The sequence below is a fragment of the Streptomyces zaomyceticus genome (assembly GCF_014656215.1).
GTDB classification, from domain to species: Bacteria; Actinomycetota; Actinomycetes; order Streptomycetales; family Streptomycetaceae; genus Streptomyces; species Streptomyces zaomyceticus.
The window spans coordinates 42163-60255 of sequence record NZ_BNBZ01000011.1; the positions used below are offsets into that span (position 1 = coordinate 42163).

The following is an 18093-nucleotide window of genomic DNA, read 5'->3' on the forward strand; positions in this document are numbered from 1 at the left end:
ACTCGTCCCGCACTCCGACCCCACACCCGGACCCCGGCCGTCCCGCCGCCACCCCCCCGGCCTCGAACGCCCACACCGACACCCGCCCCCGGGTCCTCCCGCCGGCGCCCGCCCTCAGGCCGTACGGAACGCCTGAGGTGCGACGACCCTCCGGCCCGTCCCCACGCCGTTGTTCCCGCGCACGCCGCCCGGTCTGGAGGCCCGGGGGCCGCCGCTCCCGGCACCCGCGGCGCCCCGCGCGTCCCGTGCGGCCGTGAAGGGCAGCACGTTGAGCGGCTGCCCGCCGAGCAGCGCCCTGCCCAGCGGGGTCACCGTGTGCAGGGCGCTGCTGCCCACCCTGCGCGTGGTGATCAGGCCGGTCTCGCGCAGGACGGCCGCGTGGCGGCTCGCCACCCCGGGCGAGACGCCCAGCCGGGCCGCGAGCTCCGAGTTCGTGGAGGTGTCGGTGAGCACCCGCAGCGCCGCCGCCCGGGTCTGCCCCACGAGCGCGCTCAGCGCCCTGACCTCCCCGTCGTCGTCGCCGTCGTCCGCTCCGGCCGCCGCCGGCGTCTCGTTCCACCCCTCCGTCAGCTCCGGGTCGGCGGCGAAGACCAGCACGGTCTGGCCGCTCTCCCGCTCCGGCGCGAGGACCCGGCCGGCCTCACCCGGCAGGAATACGGAGGGCTTGAGGACGAGCCCCCGACCGTTCAGGCGGATGTCCCGGTCGGGCCCGCCCTCCACCTCCAGGACCGGGCCCCGCCAGGAGATCCGCGGGTGCAGCGTCGACAGCAGCCCCTCCACGCCGCCCGCCGCCGCCTCCCGGCAGTGCGCGTGGCAGACGGCCTCCAGCCGTTCCACCATGCGTTCCGCGTACGGGAAGACCCCCGCGCGCCACACGTCGAGGGCCAGCCGCTCCGCCTCCGTGCGCTGCGCCGGCACCCCCCGGTCCCGGTCCGTCGCCTCGAGCAGTCTCAGCAGCGGCACCTCGGCGCCGGGTGTGGCCGGCCGTGGGAGCGCGGCCCGGCTGGTGCCCCGTAGGGAGTTCCGTACCGCGATGCGCCAGCGGGCGTACACGTCGCCGCGTGTCGGCCGTACGAGCAGTCGGGTCGCGAAGACGCCCTCCAGAAGGGGCCCGAGACTGCTCCGCAACCGGACGCGCGCAAGATCGGTCCCGGTGAAGTGAATCCGCTGCATCGATGCCGCCCCGTTCGGTGTCGAGTGAGAACACCTCGACAGTGCGCCGACGACGCCCGTGGGAACAGTGCCTGCGTACCGGAGCCGGTGTGCGTGCGTCACCCGTTCCCACATGAGAATCTCAGGTCGCCGCCCACCGCCGCGGAGCCGGGCGCTCCGGCGGCCGCCGTCCCCACCGGAGCCGCGCGCTCCGCCCCCCGGCCCGGAGCCGGGGCTCCCGTGCCGGGCGGAGGCTCTCCGGGGACCGCCTACCCTTGGACGCATGACGAGCAGCAGCGACCGGAGCACCGCAGTGAGCGTTGACGGCACCAAGACCTATGAGATCCGCACCTACGGGTGCCAGATGAACGTCCACGACTCCGAGCGGCTCTCCGGTCTGCTGGAAGAGGCGGGTTACGTCCAGGCCCCCAAGGGCTCCGACGGGGACGCCGACGTCGTCGTCTTCAACACCTGCGCGGTCCGTGAGAACGCCGACAACAAGCTGTACGGCAACCTCGGCCGGCTCGCCCCGAGGAAGACCACGCGCCCCGGCATGCAGATCGCCGTCGGCGGCTGTCTCGCCCAGAAGGACCGCGACACCATCGTCGAGAAGGCCCCCTGGGTCGACGTGGTCTTCGGCACCCACAACATCGGCAAGCTGCCCGTCCTCCTGGAGCGCGCCCGCGTGCAGGAGGAGGCGCAGATCGAGATCGCCGAGTCGCTCGAGGCCTTCCCGTCGACGCTGCCGACCCGCCGTGAGTCCGCGTACGCCGCCTGGGTCTCGATCTCCGTCGGCTGCAACAACACCTGCACCTTCTGCATCGTCCCGGCCCTGCGCGGCAAGGAGGAGGACCGCCGCCCCGGCGACATCCTCGCCGAGATCGAGGCACTGGTCGCCGAGGGCGTCTCCGAGATCACCCTCCTCGGCCAGAACGTCAACGCGTACGGCTCCGACCTCGGCGACCGCGAGGCCTTCTCCAAGCTGCTCCGCGCCTGCGGACAGATCGAGGGCCTGGAGCGGGTCCGCTTCACCTCGCCGCACCCCCGCGACTTCACCGACGACGTGATCGCGGCGATGGCCGAGACGCCGAACGTCATGCCGCAGCTCCACATGCCGATGCAGTCCGGCTCGGACTCGATCCTCCGGGCGATGCGCCGCTCGTACCGGCAGGAGCGTTTCCTCGGAATCATCGAGAAGGTCCGCGCGGCCATCCCGCACGCCGCCATCTCCACCGACATCATCGTGGGCTTCCCCGGCGAGACCGAGGAGGACTTCGAGCAGACCATGCACGCCGTCCGCGAGGCCCGCTTCGCGAACGCCTTCACCTTCCAGTACTCCAAGCGCCCCGGTACCCCGGCCGCCGACATGGAGAACCAGATCCCCAAGGAGGTCGTGCAGGAGCGCTACATGCGGCTCGTCACCCTCCAGGAGGAGATCTCCTGGGAGGAGAACAAGAAGCAGGTCGGCCGCACGCTGGAGGTCATGGTCGCCGAGGGCGAGGGCCGCAAGGACGGCGCCACGGACCGACTCTCGGGCCGCGCCCCCGACAACCGGCTCGTCCACTTCACCAAGCCCGACGAGGACGTCCGCCCCGGCGACGTCGTGACCGTCGAGATCACCTACGCCGCCCCGCACCACCTGCTCGCCGAGGGCCCCGTCGGCGCGGTACGCCGTACCCGCGCCGGTGACGCCTGGGAGAAGCGCACGACCGCCGCCGCGGCGAAGCCGGCCGGCGTGCTGCTCGGACTCCCGAAGATCGGGGTCCCCGAGCCCCTCCCGGCGGCCGAGGTCCCGGCCTGCGGGACGCACGCGTAGCTCGTACGGAGGTCCGGGGGGACTCACGTGTAGGGGACAGCGGCTCCGTGGGCGGGGCGCAGTAGGCTGCGGATCATGCTTGTCGCCGCAGCCGTCTGCCCCTGCCCGCCGCTTCTCGTGCCCGAGGTCGCGACCGGCGCCGCCCCCGAGCTGGACGCCGCGCGCACGGCCTGCGCGGACGCCGTCGGGCTGCTCGCCGCGGCCCGCCCCGACCGGCTGTACGTCGTGGGGCCCGCGCCCGGGGGTGCCAACGGTGTCTACCCGGCCGGTACGGCGGGCTCCTTCGCCGGATTCGGCGTCGACCTGTCGGTACGCCTCGGCGAAGGCTCCGCCGACGAGGGCGCCGGCCGGCCCGCCGACGGACGGTCGGCCGAGGCCGGCGAGGGGGGCCCTGCCGACGGACGTCCCCTGCCCTCCTCCCTCTCCGTCGCCGCCTGGCTGCTCGGCCGCGCCGGCTGGGCCGACGCGCCGATCGAGGGCCTCGGCGTCGACGAGGCGGCCACGCCCGACGTCTGCGCCGGGCTCGGCCGAGGGCTCGCCGACTCCGCCGCACGGGTCGCCCTCCTGGTCATGGGCGACGGCAGCGCCTGCCGCACCGTGAAGGCCCCCGGCTACCTGGACGAGCGGGCCGCCGGCTTCGACGCGGAGGCCGCCCGCGCGCTGGGCACGGCCGACACGGCCGCGCTGCTGGCCCTGGAACCGGAGCTCGCGTACGAACTGAAGGTGGCGGGCCGGGCCCCCTGGCAGGTCCTCGCGGGCGCCGCCGAGGGCGCGGGACTCGACGGCCGGCTGCTCTTCGAGGACGCCCCGTACGGCGTGGGCTACTTCGTCGCCGCCTGGTCCTGAGTCACCGGCAGGCGTCCAGGCAGCCCCGAACACACGGCGCGGGGCGCACGGCACGGGAACGGCGGACGGCCGCGGAGCGAGATGCTCCGCGGCCGTCCGCCGTGCGGAGGGGCTGTCGGGTGACGCCGGACGTCAGGAGGCGGGCGGCGGGGTCGGGCCGCCACCGCTCCCGGGCGTCCCACCGGCCCCCGGCGTTCCACCGGCCCCCGGCGTTCCACCGGTGCCGGGCGTCCCACCGGCCCCCGGCGTTCCGTCGTCCTTGTGGGCGATCCGGTCGACCGCGCCCTTGGCCTTGCCCGTACCGGACTGGATCTTGTCGCTGTACTTGCCCTTGGTCTTCTCGTCGACCAGTTTCGCGGCCTTGTCCAGCCCGTGGTCGATCTTCTCGCCGTGCTGCTGCGCGAGGTCGGCGACCTTGTCCTTGGCCGGGCCGAGCTTGGCCTTCAGCGAATCCAGGAGACCCATGGGGCACCTTCCCTCCGTGGACCCTCGTGGGGTCCGTGTCCGTGTTCCGTGTCCTGCCCCCTGGACCCCGGGGGGCCAGGGGGTGTCTGACGTATGCCCGCGGCGCCGCCGTTCAACGGACCGTCCCTAGCGGCGGGCGCTCTCGCCCGCCTCGTTGTCCGCGGCGGCCTCGGCCGACTGCTGCTTCGGAATGTCCACGGCCTCCACGGCCTCCGCGGCGGCCGCTCCGGTCACCTCGTCGTCGTCTTCGTCCTCGTCGTCCCCGTCCGCGTCCTTCGCACCGGCCACGCCCGCGACCTCGGTGTCCGCCGTGTCCTCCGCGGTCTCGGCCGTGCCCTCCGCCGCCGCGATCGTCAGGGCGTCCGGGGCGTCCGAAGCGGTATCCGTGTCGCCGTCCTCCGCCGGAGCGGTGGCCCCGGCCTCCTCGGACGGGACCACGGCCGCATCCTGCTTCTTACGGCGAAACATCGCAAAAACGCCCATATTCACTCCATAGCGTACTCGGATGGGAGGGATTCCGTGGCGATCGACGGCCGGAACCTCGCAACAGGCAACGAAGCCGCATGGGGCCCGTCACGTAGCTCATTCGGGGACGGGCCCGGAGGTTTGCGAGACTGGGCCGGTGAGAAGCGCAGCTCCCGCCCCGCGGGTCATCGCCGTCGTCGGCCCCACAGCGGCCGGTAAGTCCGATCTGGGTGTATTCCTGGCCCAGCAGCTCGGGGGCGAGGTCGTCAACGCAGACTCGATGCAGCTCTACCGGGGGATGGACATCGGAACCGCCAAACTGACGCCCGAGGAACGCGGCGGCGTTCCGCACCACCTCCTCGACATCTGGGACGTGACCGAGGCCGCCAGCGTCGCCGAGTACCAGCGGCTCGCCCGCGCCGAGATCGACCGGCTGCTCGCCGCCGGCCGCACCCCCGTCCTCGTCGGCGGTTCCGGTCTGTACGTACGGGGGGCCGTCGACGCCCTCGAGTTCCCCGGCACCGACCCCGCCGTCCGGGCCCGCCTGGAGGCCGAGCTCGAGGAGCACGGCTCCGGCGTCCTGCACGCCCGGCTCGCCTCCGCCGACCCCGAGGCGGCCCGCGCGATCCTGCCGAGCAACGGCCGCCGCATCGTTCGCGCCCTCGAGGTGATCGAGATCACCGGCAAGCCGTTCACCGCCAACCTGCCGGGCCCCGATTCCGTCTACGACACCGTCCAGATCGGCGTCGACGTGGCCCGCCCCGAGCTGGACGAGCGGATCGCCACGCGCGTGGACCGGATGTGGGAGGCCGGTCTCGTCGACGAGGTGCGCGCCCTGGAGGCCCGGGGCCTGCGCGAAGGGCGCACCGCCGCCCGCGCCCTCGGCTACCAGCAGGTCCTCGCGGCCCTCGCCGGGGAGTGCACCGAGGACGAGGCGCGCGCCGAGACCGTGCGGGCCACCAAGCGCTTCGCCCGCCGCCAGGACTCGTGGTTCCGCCGCGACCCGCGTGTCCACTGGCTCAGCGGAGCCGCCGAGCACCGGGGGGAACTCCCGGGGCAGGCGCTGTCGTTGGTCGAACGAGCGGTTACAGCCTGATCACGTGATGGCATCGGGACGCCCTGCCCGTCATTTCGGCGGTCGTGAGCGTGCCATCATCGAGCATCGATCGACCAAGTGGAGTCCGAGTGGGGAGGGCGCGTGGCGATGGAGGCCGGCCCTCGCGACAGAGAACAGCACGAAGCGGCGCTCGGTGACCCGACGGGTGTGACCCCGGGCCACCCGACCGACGACGACCTCCCGGTCGGTGCCCCGGGGCTGACCCCGGACGGCCCCGACGACGCGGTGGGCACCGCCGTCGAGGTGGACGCCGACGAGGTCGAGGTCGAGCTGCGTCCCCAGCGTCGGCTGAGGATCTGGCAGCTCGCCCCGATCGTCGGTCTGGCGGCCGTCGGCTCGCTGATGTTCGCGTTCCCCCTCGCCTTCGGTTCGGGGGACGGCGGCGCCGTCCTGGCCATGCTCGGACTCCTGATCAGCTTCTGCGCCGCGGGCTGGGGCATGATGGCCGCCCGCAAGGTCGGCTACACCTGGCCGGGCCTCCCGCAGCGCGGCTCCGGCGAGCGCCCGAACTGGCGCTACCTCGCCCTGTACGCGACCACGATCGCGGCCCTGGTGGCCCTCGCGGTCTGGCGCGTGGCGCGCCTGCGCTGACACTCCGTCCGCGGCGCGGAGGCGGGGGTGCCGAAGCCGTCCGCGCGGCGCCGGGCCCACCCTGTGGACGAGCGGGCGGCCCCCCGCGACCACCCCGTACAGTTGAACTCGTGACCAGCACGCTGACCTCGCCGCTCCCCTTCCTCAAGGGCCACGGCACCGAGAACGACTTCGTGATCGTCCCCGACGCGGAGAACGCCGTCGACCTGTCCGCGGCCGCCGTCGTGCGGCTCTGCGACCGGCGGGCCGGCATCGGCGGCGACGGGCTGCTGCACGTCGTGCGCAGCGCCTCCCATCCCGAGGCGCGGCACATGGCCGAAGAGGCCGAGTGGTTCATGGACTACCGCAACTCGGACGGCTCGATCGCCGAGATGTGCGGGAACGGCGTCCGGGTCTTCGCCCGCTACCTGGAGCACGCCGGGCACATCACCGCCGGCGAGGTCGCCGTCGCCACCCGCGGCGGGGTCAAGCGCGTCCACCTCGACAAGGACGGCTCGGTCACCGTCGCCATGGGCCGCGCGGTCCTTCCGGAGGCCGGGGTCACGGTCACCGTCGACGGCCGCAGCTGGCCCGCGCGCAACGTGAACATGGGCAATCCGCACGCGGTCGCCTTCGTCGAGGACCTCGCCCACGCCGGCAACCTGTTCACCGAGCCGCCGTACGAGCCCGCCGCGGTCTACCCGGACGGGGTGAACATCGAGTTCGTCGCCGACCGCGGCCCCCGCCACGTCGCCATGCGCGTCCACGAGCGGGGCTCCGCCGAGACGCGCTCCTGCGGCACCGGCGCGTGCGCCGTGGCCGTCGCCACCGCCCGCCGGGACGGCGCCGACCCCGCCGTGAGCGGCACCCCCGTCACGTACACCGTGGACGTGCTCGGCGGGACCCTGCTCATCACCGAGCACCCCGACGGCCGGATCGACATGACGGGCCCCGCCGAGATCGTCGCCGAGGGCACCGTCGACCCGGCCTGGCTCGGCTGAATCGCCCTCCCGGCCCGGCCGCGGCGCCCCGGCGCGGCCCGGCCGAATCGAAGGAAGCGACGGAATCGAAACAGTCAACGACTGATTTGTCGCTCGAATGGGTGATCCGGTTCACGCTGAGCGAGAGCGCGACTGCGCCACGTGGTGGGGTCGGTAGCATCAAGCACCGGCCCCCCGGGTACGCCTGGCCCGCCCACCGCCGGTCGACGTTGCCGGAGGTGCCCCATGAGCGCAGAGGCCACCAACCCTGTGAGCGCGGCGGAAGCCGCCGTCACCGATGCGACCGCCCGCAGACGCGGACGTGCCCGGATCGACCTGCGCCGGCTCGGCCGCGCCGCCCTGCTCGGCGCCACCGCCGGACCGGCGCCCCGTGACCGGCTGCCCGACGCCATCAGCCATGTGGCCGAGGCGCACCGCGCCCATCACCCCGAGGCCGACCTCACGGTGCTGCGCCGGGCGTACGTCCTCGCCGAGTCCTCGCACCGCGGCCAGTTCCGCAAGAGCGGCGAGCCGTACATCACCCACCCGCTGGCGGTGACCCTCATCCTCGCCGAACTCGGCGCCGAGACCACCACCCTGACCGCCTCCCTCCTCCACGACACGGTCGAGGACACCGAGGTGACTCTGGATCAGGTGAGCCGTGAGTTCGGGGACGAGGTCGCCTATCTCGTCGACGGTGTCACCAAGGTGGAGAAGATCGACTACGGCGCCGCCGCCGAGCCCGAGACCTTCCGCAAGATGCTCGTCGCCACCGGCAACGACGTCCGGGTGATGTCGATCAAGCTGGCCGACCGGCTCCACAACATGCGCACCCTCGGGGTGATGCGGCCCGAGAAACAGGCCAGGATCGCCAAGGTCACCCGGGACGTCCTCATCCCGCTGGCCGAACGGCTCGGCGTCCAGGCCCTCAAGACCGAGCTGGAGGACCTCGTCTTCGCCATCCTCCACCCCGAGGAGTACGAGACCACCCGCGCGCTCATCGCCGGGAACCCGCACGCGGGCGACGCGCTCGGCGCCGTCGCCGAACAGGTGACGACGGTGCTGCGCGAGGCCGGCATCGGTGCCGAGGTCCTCGTCCGTCCCCGGCACTTCGTCTCCGTCCACCGGGTCCGCCTCAAGCGCGGAGAGCTGCGCGGCTGCGACTTCGGACGCCTCCTCGTCCTGGTCGCCGAGGACGCCGACTGTTACGCGGTCCTCGGCGAGCTCCACACCTGTTTCACCCCGGTGATCTCCGAGTTCAAGGACTTCATCGCGGCCCCCAAGTTCAACCTGTACCAGTCGCTGCACACCGCGATCGCCGCCCCCGACGGCGCCGTCGCCGAGGTCCTCATCCGGACCCACCGGATGCACAAGGTCGCGGAGGCGGGGGTCGTCGCCCTCGGCAATCCGCACGTGGGGCAGGACCCGGCCGACCGGCCGGGAGGCACCGGCACGTCCGGCGGCACCGACCGGCAGGACCGTGCCCGGGACACGGATGCCGCCGCTCTCCCGTGGGACGCGGACCGGCCGGGAACGGCAGGACGGGACGACGCCGGCGGGCCCGCCGGGCCCGCGGTGTCCGCCGAGGACGGCGAGCGTGTCGACCCCACGCGCCCCGGCTGGCTCTCCCGGCTCCTCGACTGGCAGCAGGCCGCCCCCGACCCGGACACCTTCTGGACCTCGCTCCGCGCCGACCTCGCCGAGGACGACGAGATCACCGTCTTCCGCGCCGACGGCAGCGCCCCCGGCACGATCAGCCTGCCCGCCGGAGCCAGCTGCGTCGACGCCGCCTACGCCCAGCACGGCGAGGCCGCCCACGGCTGCCTCGGCGCCCGCGTCAACGGCCGGCTCGCACCGCTGAGCACCGTCCTCGCGGACGGGGACACCGTCCAGCTGCTGCTCGCCCAGGACGCGGTCTCCGGCCCCTCCCCGGAGTGGCTCGACCACGCCCGCACCCCGGCCGCCCGGATCGCGATCACCCGCTGGCTCAGGGACCACCCCGAGAGCGCCGCGCCCCCGGCCGCCGCCACCGGACCCCGACCCCAGGTCCACGTCGCCGCCGACCACCGGTCCGGCGCGGAACTCCACGCCGATCTGGAGGGCGAACCGCGCGCGTCCGTCCGCCCGGCCGGCTGCTGCACCCCCGTACCACCGGACAAGATCACCGGATTCCGGGTGCGCGGGGGATCGGTCACCGCCCACCGCTCGGGATGCGCGGCCGTCGACACCATGCGCAGGCTGGGCCGCGAACCCGTCGCCGTCCGCTGGGGCGACACGGCACAGGGCCGGGTCACCCTGGTCGCGGAGTCCTTCGGACGGCCCGGGCTCCTCGCCGACCTCACCGAGGCCATCGCCGTCGCCGGGGCCGCCGTGGTCTCCGCGACCGTCGAGCCGCCCAGCGAGCAGCGGGTCCGCCACACGTACACCCTCCACCTGCCCGACGTGGCCCGGCTCGCCGCCCTCATGCGGGCCATGAGGGACGTGCCCGGGGTGTACGACGTGAGCCGCGCCCGCCGCGGCTCGTCGCCCCAGCAGCGCCGGGCCTGACCAACCACGGGGCGGTGACCCGCCGCGCGACAGTCACTCGCCACAGGCGGGTGCCTCGCCACGCGGCGACAGGGAGGGGCGGGGAGCCCGGGCCATGACCCCCTTCGAGTGGCGGGCGAGCGCGCCGCCCGGGGGAGCGGGCGTAGCCCTGGTAGCCGTAGGGCCAGTCCTCCGGAAAGGCCTGGCCCATGCCGCTCGTCCGTACCGCCCTGCCCCGCGCGCGGTGGCTCCGCTCCGCCGTCCTGGTCGCCGCCTCGGCCGGGCTCGTCGCCGCCGCGCTCCCCGCCCCGGCGCCGCTCGGCATCGGGGACCCGCTCTTCCCGCACCTCGGCAACCCCGGCTACGACGTCCTCGCGTACGCCGTCGACCTCACCTACCCCGGCGTCAACACGGAACCGCTGGCCGCCGTGACCCGGATCGACGCGCGCGCCACCGACGACCTGGAGCGGCTCAACCTCGACTTCACCCACGGCACGGTCTCCGCCGTCACCGTCGACGGGCTGCCCGCCGCGTACACGAGCAGCGGTGAGGACCTGGTCGTCACCCCCGTCGTACCGATCGACGAGGGCGAGCCGATCGAGATCACCGTCACCCACACCAGCGACCCCAGCGGCCCCGCCGACACCGGCGGCTGGGTCCGCACCGGCGACGGACTCGCCATGGCCAACCAGGCCGACGCCGCCCACCGGGTCTTCCCGTCCAACGACCACCCGGCGGACAAGGCGTACTTCACCTTCCGGATCACCGCCCCCAGCGAGCTCACGGCCGTCGCCAACGGACTGCCCGCCGGCCGGGTCACCCGCGGCTCCACCACCACCTGGACCTACCGCACCCGCCACCCCATGGCCACCGAGCTCGCCCAGGTGTCCATCGGCCGCTCCACCGTCGTCCACCGCGCCGGACCCCACGGGCTGCCCGTACGGGACGTGGTCCGCACCGCCGACCGGGAGCTGATGGAGCCCTGGCTCCGCAAAACCCCCGGCCACCTGGAGTGGATGGAGCGGCAGGTCGGCGCGTACCCCTTCGAGACCTACGGGGTGCTCGTCGCGGACGCCGACACGGGCTTCGAGCTGGAGACCCAGACCCTCTCGCTCTTCGAACGCCGCCTCTTCACGGAACCGGCCTACCCGGAGTGGTACGTCGACTCGGTCATGGTGCACGAGCTGGCCCACCAGTGGTTCGGCGACAGCGTCTCGCCCCGGACCTGGTCCGACCTCTGGCTCAACGAGGGACACGCCAGCTGGTACGAGGCGCTGTACGCCGAGGAGACCGCCGGCAAGTCCCTGGAGCGGCGCATGAAGGCCGCCTACGCCGCCTCCGACGGATGGCGCGCCGACGGCGGGCCGCCCGCCGCCCCCCGGCCCCCCGCGCCCGGCCACAAGATCAGTCTCTTCCGGCCCGTCGTCTACGACGGCAGCGCCCTCGTCCTCTACGCGCTCCGCAAGGAGATCGGTACCGAGGCCTTCCGGCGGCTCGAACGCCGCTGGGTCGCCGACCACCGCGACGGCACCGCCACCACCGCCGACTTCACCGCCCTGGCCGGTGAGATCGCCGGACGCGACCTGACCGCCTTCCTCCACGCCTGGCTGTACGAGGCGAAGACCCCGCCGATGCCCGGCCATCCGGACTGGCGCAGCCGCCCGGCCGAGGCGGCCCGAACCGCCCCGAAACCCGGGTGACGGGCCCCGGCGGGCCGTGTCACCATCGTCGGGTCGGCGACGCGGCCGGCGGGCCGGGAATCTTCCGGTTCCCTCACGCGTTGCCACGGCATAAGACTCATCGCTTCATCGAAGCAATCGACGTAAGGATCAAATGACCTCCTCTTCTTCCCCTTCCCAGGACGAGCAGAGCTTCGCGGAGACGAGCCGTACCGAGAGCCTTCGGGCCGATGCCCTGATGGAAGAGGACGTCGCCTGGAGCCACGAGATCGACGGAGACCGGGACGGCGACCAGTTCGACCGCTCCGAGCGCGCGGCCCTGCGCCGTGTCGCGGGCCTCTCCACCGAACTCGAGGACGTCACCGAGGTCGAGTACCGCCAGCTGCGCCTGGAGCGCGTCGTGCTGGTCGGTGTGTGGACCTCGGGGACCGCCCAGGACGCGGAGAACTCCCTCGCGGAACTCGCGGCCCTCGCCGAGACGGCGGGCGCCCTCGTGCTCGACGGCGTGATCCAGCGCCGTGACAAGCCGGACCCGGCGACCTTCATCGGCTCCGGCAAGGCGCGCGAACTGCGCGACATCGTGGTCGAGACCGGCGCCGACACCGTCGTCTGCGACGGCGAGCTCAGCCCCGGCCAGCTCATCGCCCTCGAAGACGTCGTCAAGGTCAAGGTGGTCGACCGGACCGCCCTGATCCTCGACATCTTCGCCCAGCACGCCAAGTCCCGAGAGGGCAAGGCGCAGGTCGCGCTCGCGCAGATGCAGTACATGCTGCCGCGCCTGCGAGGCTGGGGTCAGTCGCTCTCCCGTCAGATGGGTGGCGGCGGCGGTGGCGGCATGGCCACCCGTGGTCCCGGTGAGACCAAGATCGAGACGGACCGGCGTCGTATCCGCGAGAAGATGGCGAAGATGCGCCGGGAGATCGCGGAGATGAAGACCGGCCGTGACATCAAGCGGCAGGAGCGCCGCCGTCACAAGGTGCCGTCGGTCGCCATCGCCGGCTACACCAACGCCGGCAAGTCCTCCCTGCTCAACCGCCTCACCGGCGCGGGCGTCCTCGTGGAGAACGCGCTGTTCGCCACGCTCGACCCGACCGTCCGCCGGGCCGAGACGCCCAGCGGCCGGGTCTACACGCTGGCCGACACCGTCGGCTTCGTCCGACACCTGCCGCACCACCTGGTCGAGGCCTTCCGCTCCACCATGGAGGAGGTCGGCGAGTCCGACCTCATCCTGCACGTGGTGGACGGCTCGCACCCGGCGCCGGAGGAGCAGCTGGCCGCCGTGCGCGAGGTCTTCCGGGACGTCGGCGCGGTGAAGGTGCCGGAGATCGTCGTCATCAACAAGGCGGACGCGGCGGACCCGCTGGTGATCCAGCGTCTGCTGCGGATGGAGAAGCACTCCATCGTGGTCTCGGCCCGTTCGGGCCAGGGCATCGACGAGCTGCTCGCGCTCATCGACTCCGAGCTGCCGCGCCCGCAGGTCGAGCTGGAAGCCCTGGTGCCGTACACGCAGGGCGGTCTGGTCTCGCGGGTGCACGCCGAGGGCGAGGTCGAGTCCGAGGAGCACACCCCGGAGGGCACCCTGCTCAAGGCCCGGGTGCACGAGGAACTGGCGGCGATGCTCGCGCCGTACGTTCCCGCCGCGCACTGACGGCACGTACGACAGCCCTGAGGGCGCTGTCCTCCTCCCCGCCCGGGGAGGAGGACAGCGCCCTCGGTCGTTCATCTGTGGTGCTTCGGCGCCGTGGTGCCCCTGGTCGGGGTCAGCGGGCGAACTTCTTGCTGACCATCTCGTGGGCCGCCTTGGCGCCCCGGCCCAACTGCGGTCCGGCGAGCCAGCCGTTGCCGCCGGCCGGGCCGATCGAGGTGTTCGACACCAGCGCCGTCTTTCCGTTCGGCAGCACACGGAACCAGCCGCCGCCCGAGGAACCACCGGTCATCGTGCAGCCGATCCGGTACATCGTCGGCGTCGCCGGAGCCGTGGTGTACCGCGACGCCCGGTCGAGGCACTTGTGCATGATCATGCCGTTGTACGGCGGCGCCGCCGGGTAGCCCCACGCGCCCACCGTCCCGGACTGCGCGGGCGTCGGCGCGGAGAAGTCGACCGGAAGCGCGGCGCCGACGGTCTCCTCCAGGGACTTGCCGCCCCGCTGCGGCTGCACGTGCAGCACGGCGTAGTCGTACGGCCAGGCCTGGTTGCCGCCGCCGGACTTGATCCACTCACCCGAGGTCACGGCCCAGTCGGCCCAGTACTGGCCGTAGGGGTATATCTCGTGCGGCTTCGCGTTGTTGAGCGCGGCGGGGGACTTGCCCAGGTCGTTGAAGGCCGGGACGAAGGTGATGTTGCGGTACCAGCCGCCCTTCTTGCCCGCGTGGACACAGTGACCCGCCGTCCAGACCATGTTGGACTTCCCGGGCCGGCGCGGGTCCTTCACGATGGTGCCGGAGCAGACCATGTGGCCCTGCGGAGAGTCGAAGAAGATCTTCCCGACCGGGGCCGCGTTGCGGTGGTACGGGGTCTTCTCGCGCTGCGCCCTCACGGGGCGGGGCGTCGGGTCGGAGCCGCTGCTCCCGGCCTGTGCGGTGATCGTCGGGTCCGGGCTCTTCGCGGACTGCATCCGCGCCGGGTCCCAGAGCCCCTCGATGACCGGGTTGACGAAGTCCTCGGCCTCACGGAGCCAGGTGTTCGTGTCCCAGTTCTTCCACTCGCCGTCCTTCCACTTGTCCAGGTCGACGCCGTGCTTCTTGAGCTTGTCGGCGAGGTCCTTGGTGAGGTCGGCGCCACCGCCGTCGGTGGCCGGCGTGGAGCTGTCGGCCCCGGCGGACGGCTTGTCCGCGGCCGGGGTCTCGGTGGGTCCGCAGGCCGTGGCGGTCAGCGCGAGCGCTGTGGCCAGGCCGAGGGCGGCGGGAAGGAGTCGTACGGAACGCATGTGGTGAATTCCCCCTGTGATGATTCCCGCGTCCGGGACGGGCCACGTGTCCGGCTGTCCGGCTGCAAGGCCGACCGGGTTCCCGGATTTCCGGCCTGCCGGCATTCCGGCGCGAACTCGCCTCGACGTTCGCGCTCCGGCCCTTCACGTTGCCATGGACGCGTCACTTGCGGTGCACAGTATGCCGGTCGGACGAAACCCGGACGGGATAAGGGTCCCGCCCCGGGCGGACATGAGGGTGGCGGGACCCGGAGGCCCCGCCACCCCGCCGCGGCCTACTGCCCGGCGTACTTCTTGCTGACCTCGTCGAAGATGGCCTTGGCCTCGGGACCGAGGCGCGGACCCGCGAGCCAACCGGCCGTCGACGGACCGATCGAGGTGTTCGACACGAGCGCCGGCTTGCCGTCACCGCCCTTGGCGACCCAGCCGCCACCGGACGAACCACCGGTCATCGTGCAGCCGATCCGGTACATCGTCGGCTGGTTCGCCTCCAGGGACAGCCGGCCCGGCTTGTCCTCGCACTGGAACATCCGCTGGCCGTCGAACGGCGGCGCCGCCGGGTAGCCGGTCGCCTTCATACCCGTGATCTTCGGCACGGCGGGGGCGTTGAAGTCCACCGGAAGAGCCGAACCGACGGTCTCCTCCAGGGACTTGCTCGTGCCGCCCTTCTCCGGAGTCACCTGGATGACCGCGAAGTCGTAGGGAGCGCCCGCGCCACCGGTGGAAGCGCCCTGGGAGATCCACTGGTCGGAGGTCTTGACCCAGTCCGCCCACCACACGCCGTACGGGGCGATCTGCTCCCGGGTCGCCTTCTCCAGGTCGGCGGTCGACAGCGCGGCGTCGTTGTACGAGGGCACGAAGGCGATGTTGCGGTACCAGCCGCCCTTCTTGCCCTTGTGCACACAGTGGCCGGCCGTCCACACCATGTTGGACTTGCCGGGGTGCGCCGGGTCCTTCACGACCGTGGCCGAGCAGACCATCGAACCCTCGGGGCCGTCGAAGAAGACCTTCCCGGACTCCGGGGCGTTGTCGTGGTACTTCGCCCCCACCGCCTTCGCCCGCACCGGGTCCGGCGTCGGGTCGGTCACGCCCTTGTCGCCCGAGATGTCCTCTTCCTCGACCGGCTTGTCGGGACGCTCGGCGTCCCGCATCCGGTCCGGGTCCCAGAGGTCCTCGATGATCGGGTTGACGAAGTCCTTGGCCTCACGCAGCCACTTGTCGTGGTCCCAGTTCTTCCACTCGCCGTCGCGCCACTTGTCGATGTCGATCCCGTGTTCCTTCAGGCGGTCCTTCAGGTCCTCCGGAATCTTGATCTTGTCGGCCGGGTTCTGGGCGGTCGCGGGCGCGCTGGGCTTGTCTCCCGCGTTCTCCTCGCTCGGCCCGCAGGCCGTAACGGTGAGCGTCAGCGCCGCGACGGCGGAAGCAGCCGTCAGCAGCGGACGAATCGATCGCATCTCGTGATCCCCCTGGGACTACGTCAACTGGTGCATGGACAGCGGCCGTGCCCGTAAGGACAGCGGCCGACGGCCCCCACTATGCCGGTGCCGGAGGGGACGGTACGCGGCCGGTCGGCGGTTCCGGTCATGGTTCTTCCGTTGCCGTGACGTGATCCGGGACACGCCAAGTTCTTGCCTCCGGCCCGTGATCCCCGGCAGTTCGCGTCGTTGGTACGTACGGGGGACACAACGGTGGCGCTCAGGGCGGCCCTTGCGGCGGCTTGACGACGCCCCGATGTGCAACGCAACTGTTACAGCGGGAGGACACCGAGCCGTGGCCGTGACCGAATCAGCTCCGGCCGTCCCACCGGCCGCGCGGACGCAGACCCGGACGCCCGACGGGAGCCACAGCGGACCGCAGGACGGGACGACCACCGAGGCACACGACCCGACGGTCCGAGGCGCCCCGGACCGAGAAGTCCCGGACCGAGAGGCTCCGGACCGAGAGGCCCCGGACCGAGGGAGCCCGGAGCGATCGGATCCGGATCGAACCCGTCCGGAGCGACCGGGTTCGGACCAGGGCGGTGGCGGCGGCGGTGGCGGGTACGAGGGCATCCTGCGCCGTCAGTCCCTGCGCGAATCCGCCGCCCGCACCTACGCCCGCTCGCTGCCGATCGTCCCGGTGCGCGCGCGGGGACTGACCATCGAGGGCGCCGACGGCCGCCGCTACCTGGACTGCCTGTCCGGCGCCGGGACCCTCGCGCTCGGCCACAACCACCCCGTGGTCCTCGAAGCCATCAGGGAGGTCCTCGAATCGGGCGCACCGCTCCACGTCCTCGACCTCGCCACCCCCTTGAAGGACGCCTTCACCTCCGAGCTGTTCGCCACCCTGCCGGGCGAACTCGCCGAAAACGCCCGCATCCAGTTCTGCGGACCGGCCGGCACGGACGCCGTGGAGGCGGCCCTCAAACTCGTCCGCACCGCCACCGGCCGCAGCGGCCTCCTCGCCTTCACCGGCGCCTACCACGGCATGACGTCCGGCGCCCTCGACGCCTCCGGCGGGGCCACCGACGTCCGCGTCACCCGGCTGCCCTACCCGCAGCAGTACCGCTGCCCCTTCGGCGTGGGCGGCGCCCCCGGTGCCCAACTCGCCGCCCGCTGGACCGAGAACCTCCTCGACGACCCCAAGAGCGGCGTCACCACCCCCGCCGGCATGATCGTCGAAGCCGTCCAGGGCGAGGGCGGGGTCATCCCCGCCCCGGACGACTGGATGCGCCGGATGCGCCACATCACCGCCGAGCGTTCCATCCCCCTGGTCGTCGACGAGGTGCAGACCGGTGTCGGCCGCACCGGTGCCTTCTGGGCCGTCGAGCACAGCGGCGTCGTACCCGACGTGATGGTCCTCTCCAAGGCCATCGGCGGCTCCCTTCCCCTCGCCGTCATCGTCTACAGGTCCGAACTCGACGCCTGGGAACCCGGCGCCCACGCGGGCACCTTCCGCGGCAACCAGCTCGCCATGGCCGCGGGCACGGCCACCCTCGCGTACGTCCGCGAGAACAAGCTCGCCGAGCGGGCCGGCACGCTCGGCGACCGCATCCTCGGCCAACTCCGTGGCCTCGCAGCCGCCCACCCCTGCGTCGGCGACGTCCGCGGCCGCGGCCTCATGATCGGCGTCGAACTCGTCGACCCCGACGCCGCGGGACCGGACGACCTCGTACCCCCCGCCGCCCCCGCCCTGGCCCTCGCCGTCCAGCAGGAGTGCCTCGCTCGCGGACTCATCGTGGAACTCGGCGGCCGCCACTCCGCGGTGGTCCGGCTCCTGCCCCCGCTCACTCTCACCGACGAGCAGGCCACCGCCGTCCTGGACCGCTTCGCCGACGCCCTGGCCGCGGCCGAACGGGCCCACATCCCCCAGCTGCCCGCCGCCCGCCGGGCCACGGCCCCCCGGACCGCCCTCGGGCCGACCCACTGACCCGGACCGCCCCCGGCCCCACCCCAAGGAAGTCCCCGTGAACGCCACGCCCCCCTCTCCGGCGCCCGAGACCGAGGCCCCCCTCGCCGTCCAGCAGCTCGCCTCCCAGCTCCTCACCCCCGAGCCCCTCGCCCCCTCCCTC

General features: G+C 73.1%; 14 protein-coding genes. 9 read left to right on the forward strand and 5 right to left on the reverse strand.

What is annotated here, in order from left to right:
• Nucleotides 1–114 precede the first annotated feature (114 nt).
• A complete protein-coding gene (locus tag IE311_RS16565) occupies nt 115–1173 on the reverse strand; it encodes an ArsR/SmtB family transcription factor (RefSeq protein WP_189832452.1) in 1059 nt (352 codons plus the stop codon).
• A 262-nt stretch (nt 1174–1435) separates the two neighbouring features.
• Here IE311_RS16565 and miaB point away from each other — a divergent pair, with 262 nt between their 5' ends.
• Entirely contained in the window at nt 1436–2968 is a 1533-nt protein-coding gene (miaB, locus tag IE311_RS16570; RefSeq protein ID WP_189832453.1) for a tRNA (N6-isopentenyl adenosine(37)-C2)-methylthiotransferase MiaB, read from the forward strand.
• A 75-nt stretch (nt 2969–3043) separates the two neighbouring features.
• Entirely contained in the window at nt 3044–3814 is a 771-nt protein-coding gene (locus IE311_RS16575; RefSeq protein ID WP_189832454.1) for a class III extradiol dioxygenase subunit B-like domain-containing protein, read from the forward strand.
• Between the two features lie 132 nt (nt 3815–3946).
• Here the strand turns inward: IE311_RS16575 and IE311_RS16580 are convergent, their stop codons facing one another.
• Nucleotides 3947–4279, reverse strand: coding sequence for an antitoxin (locus IE311_RS16580; protein WP_189832455.1), 333 nt, complete (start codon nt 4277–4279; stop codon nt 3947–3949).
• A 126-nt stretch (nt 4280–4405) separates the two neighbouring features.
• Complete coding sequence (locus IE311_RS16585) at nt 4406–4717, reverse strand: hypothetical protein (RefSeq protein ID WP_229901957.1); 312 nt, start codon at nt 4715–4717, stop codon at nt 4406–4408.
• Between the two features lie 184 nt (nt 4718–4901).
• On the opposite strand from IE311_RS16585, the gene miaA reads away from it, so the two are divergent.
• From miaA to hflX, 6 genes are all read left to right on the forward strand, one after another.
• The gene (miaA, locus tag IE311_RS16590; protein ID WP_189832457.1) at nt 4902–5840 is read left to right on the forward strand and encodes a tRNA (adenosine(37)-N6)-dimethylallyltransferase MiaA; all 939 of its coding nucleotides are present in this window, start codon (nt 4902–4904) and stop codon (nt 5838–5840) included.
• Between the two features lie 108 nt (nt 5841–5948).
• Nucleotides 5949–6452 carry a hypothetical protein gene (locus IE311_RS16595; protein ID WP_189832583.1) on the forward strand — a complete coding sequence of 168 codons (504 nt, stop codon included), beginning with the start codon at nt 5949–5951 and terminating at the stop codon, nt 6450–6452.
• A 110-nt stretch (nt 6453–6562) separates the two neighbouring features.
• Entirely contained in the window at nt 6563–7432 is an 870-nt protein-coding gene (gene dapF, locus IE311_RS16600; RefSeq protein ID WP_229901958.1) for a diaminopimelate epimerase, read from the forward strand.
• A gap of 225 nt (nt 7433–7657) precedes the next feature.
• The gene (locus IE311_RS16605; protein WP_189832458.1) at nt 7658–9958 is read left to right on the forward strand and encodes a RelA/SpoT family protein; all 2301 of its coding nucleotides are present in this window, start codon (nt 7658–7660) and stop codon (nt 9956–9958) included.
• A 188-nt stretch (nt 9959–10146) separates the two neighbouring features.
• Nucleotides 10147–11637 (forward strand): M1 family metallopeptidase, encoded by a 1491-nt coding sequence (locus IE311_RS16610; protein WP_189832459.1) that lies wholly within the window; start codon nt 10147–10149, stop codon nt 11635–11637.
• Between the two features lie 133 nt (nt 11638–11770).
• Complete coding sequence (hflX, locus tag IE311_RS16615; RefSeq protein WP_189832460.1) at nt 11771–13264, forward strand: GTPase HflX; 1494 nt, start codon at nt 11771–11773, stop codon at nt 13262–13264.
• A gap of 112 nt (nt 13265–13376) precedes the next feature.
• Here the strand turns inward: hflX and IE311_RS16620 are convergent, their stop codons facing one another.
• Complete coding sequence (locus IE311_RS16620) at nt 13377–14543, reverse strand: trypsin-like serine peptidase (RefSeq protein WP_189832461.1); 1167 nt, start codon at nt 14541–14543, stop codon at nt 13377–13379.
• A 275-nt stretch (nt 14544–14818) separates the two neighbouring features.
• Entirely contained in the window at nt 14819–15997 is a 1179-nt protein-coding gene (locus IE311_RS16625) for a trypsin-like serine peptidase (protein WP_189832462.1), read from the reverse strand.
• 595 nt (nt 15998–16592) lie between these two features.
• Here IE311_RS16625 and IE311_RS16630 point away from each other — a divergent pair.
• Nucleotides 16593–17951, forward strand: coding sequence for a diaminobutyrate--2-oxoglutarate transaminase family protein (locus IE311_RS16630; RefSeq protein WP_229901971.1), 1359 nt, complete (start codon nt 16593–16595; stop codon nt 17949–17951).
• Nucleotides 17952–18093 lie beyond the last annotated feature (142 nt).

Coding starts and splice junctions, on each gene's coding strand:
- IE311_RS16575 (WP_189832454.1), top strand. CDS start 3,044: ATGCTTGTCGCCGCAGCCGTCTGCCCCTGCCCGCCGCTTCTCGTGCCC.
- IE311_RS16580 (WP_189832455.1), bottom strand. CDS start 4,279: ATGGGTCTCCTGGATTCGCTGAAGGCCAAGCTCGGCCCGGCCAAGGAC.
- miaB (WP_189832453.1), top strand. CDS start 1,436: ATGACGAGCAGCAGCGACCGGAGCACCGCAGTGAGCGTTGACGGCACC.
- IE311_RS16610 (WP_189832459.1), top strand. CDS start 10,147: ATGCCGCTCGTCCGTACCGCCCTGCCCCGCGCGCGGTGGCTCCGCTCC.
- IE311_RS16595 (WP_189832583.1), top strand. CDS start 5,949: ATGGAGGCCGGCCCTCGCGACAGAGAACAGCACGAAGCGGCGCTCGGT.
- hflX (WP_189832460.1), top strand. CDS start 11,771: ATGACCTCCTCTTCTTCCCCTTCCCAGGACGAGCAGAGCTTCGCGGAG.
- IE311_RS16605 (WP_189832458.1), top strand. CDS start 7,658: ATGAGCGCAGAGGCCACCAACCCTGTGAGCGCGGCGGAAGCCGCCGTC.
- IE311_RS16620 (WP_189832461.1), bottom strand. CDS start 14,543: ATGCGTTCCGTACGACTCCTTCCCGCCGCCCTCGGCCTGGCCACAGCG.
- IE311_RS16565 (WP_189832452.1), bottom strand. CDS start 1,173: ATGCAGCGGATTCACTTCACCGGGACCGATCTTGCGCGCGTCCGGTTG.
- IE311_RS16625 (WP_189832462.1), bottom strand. CDS start 15,997: ATGCGATCGATTCGTCCGCTGCTGACGGCTGCTTCCGCCGTCGCGGCG.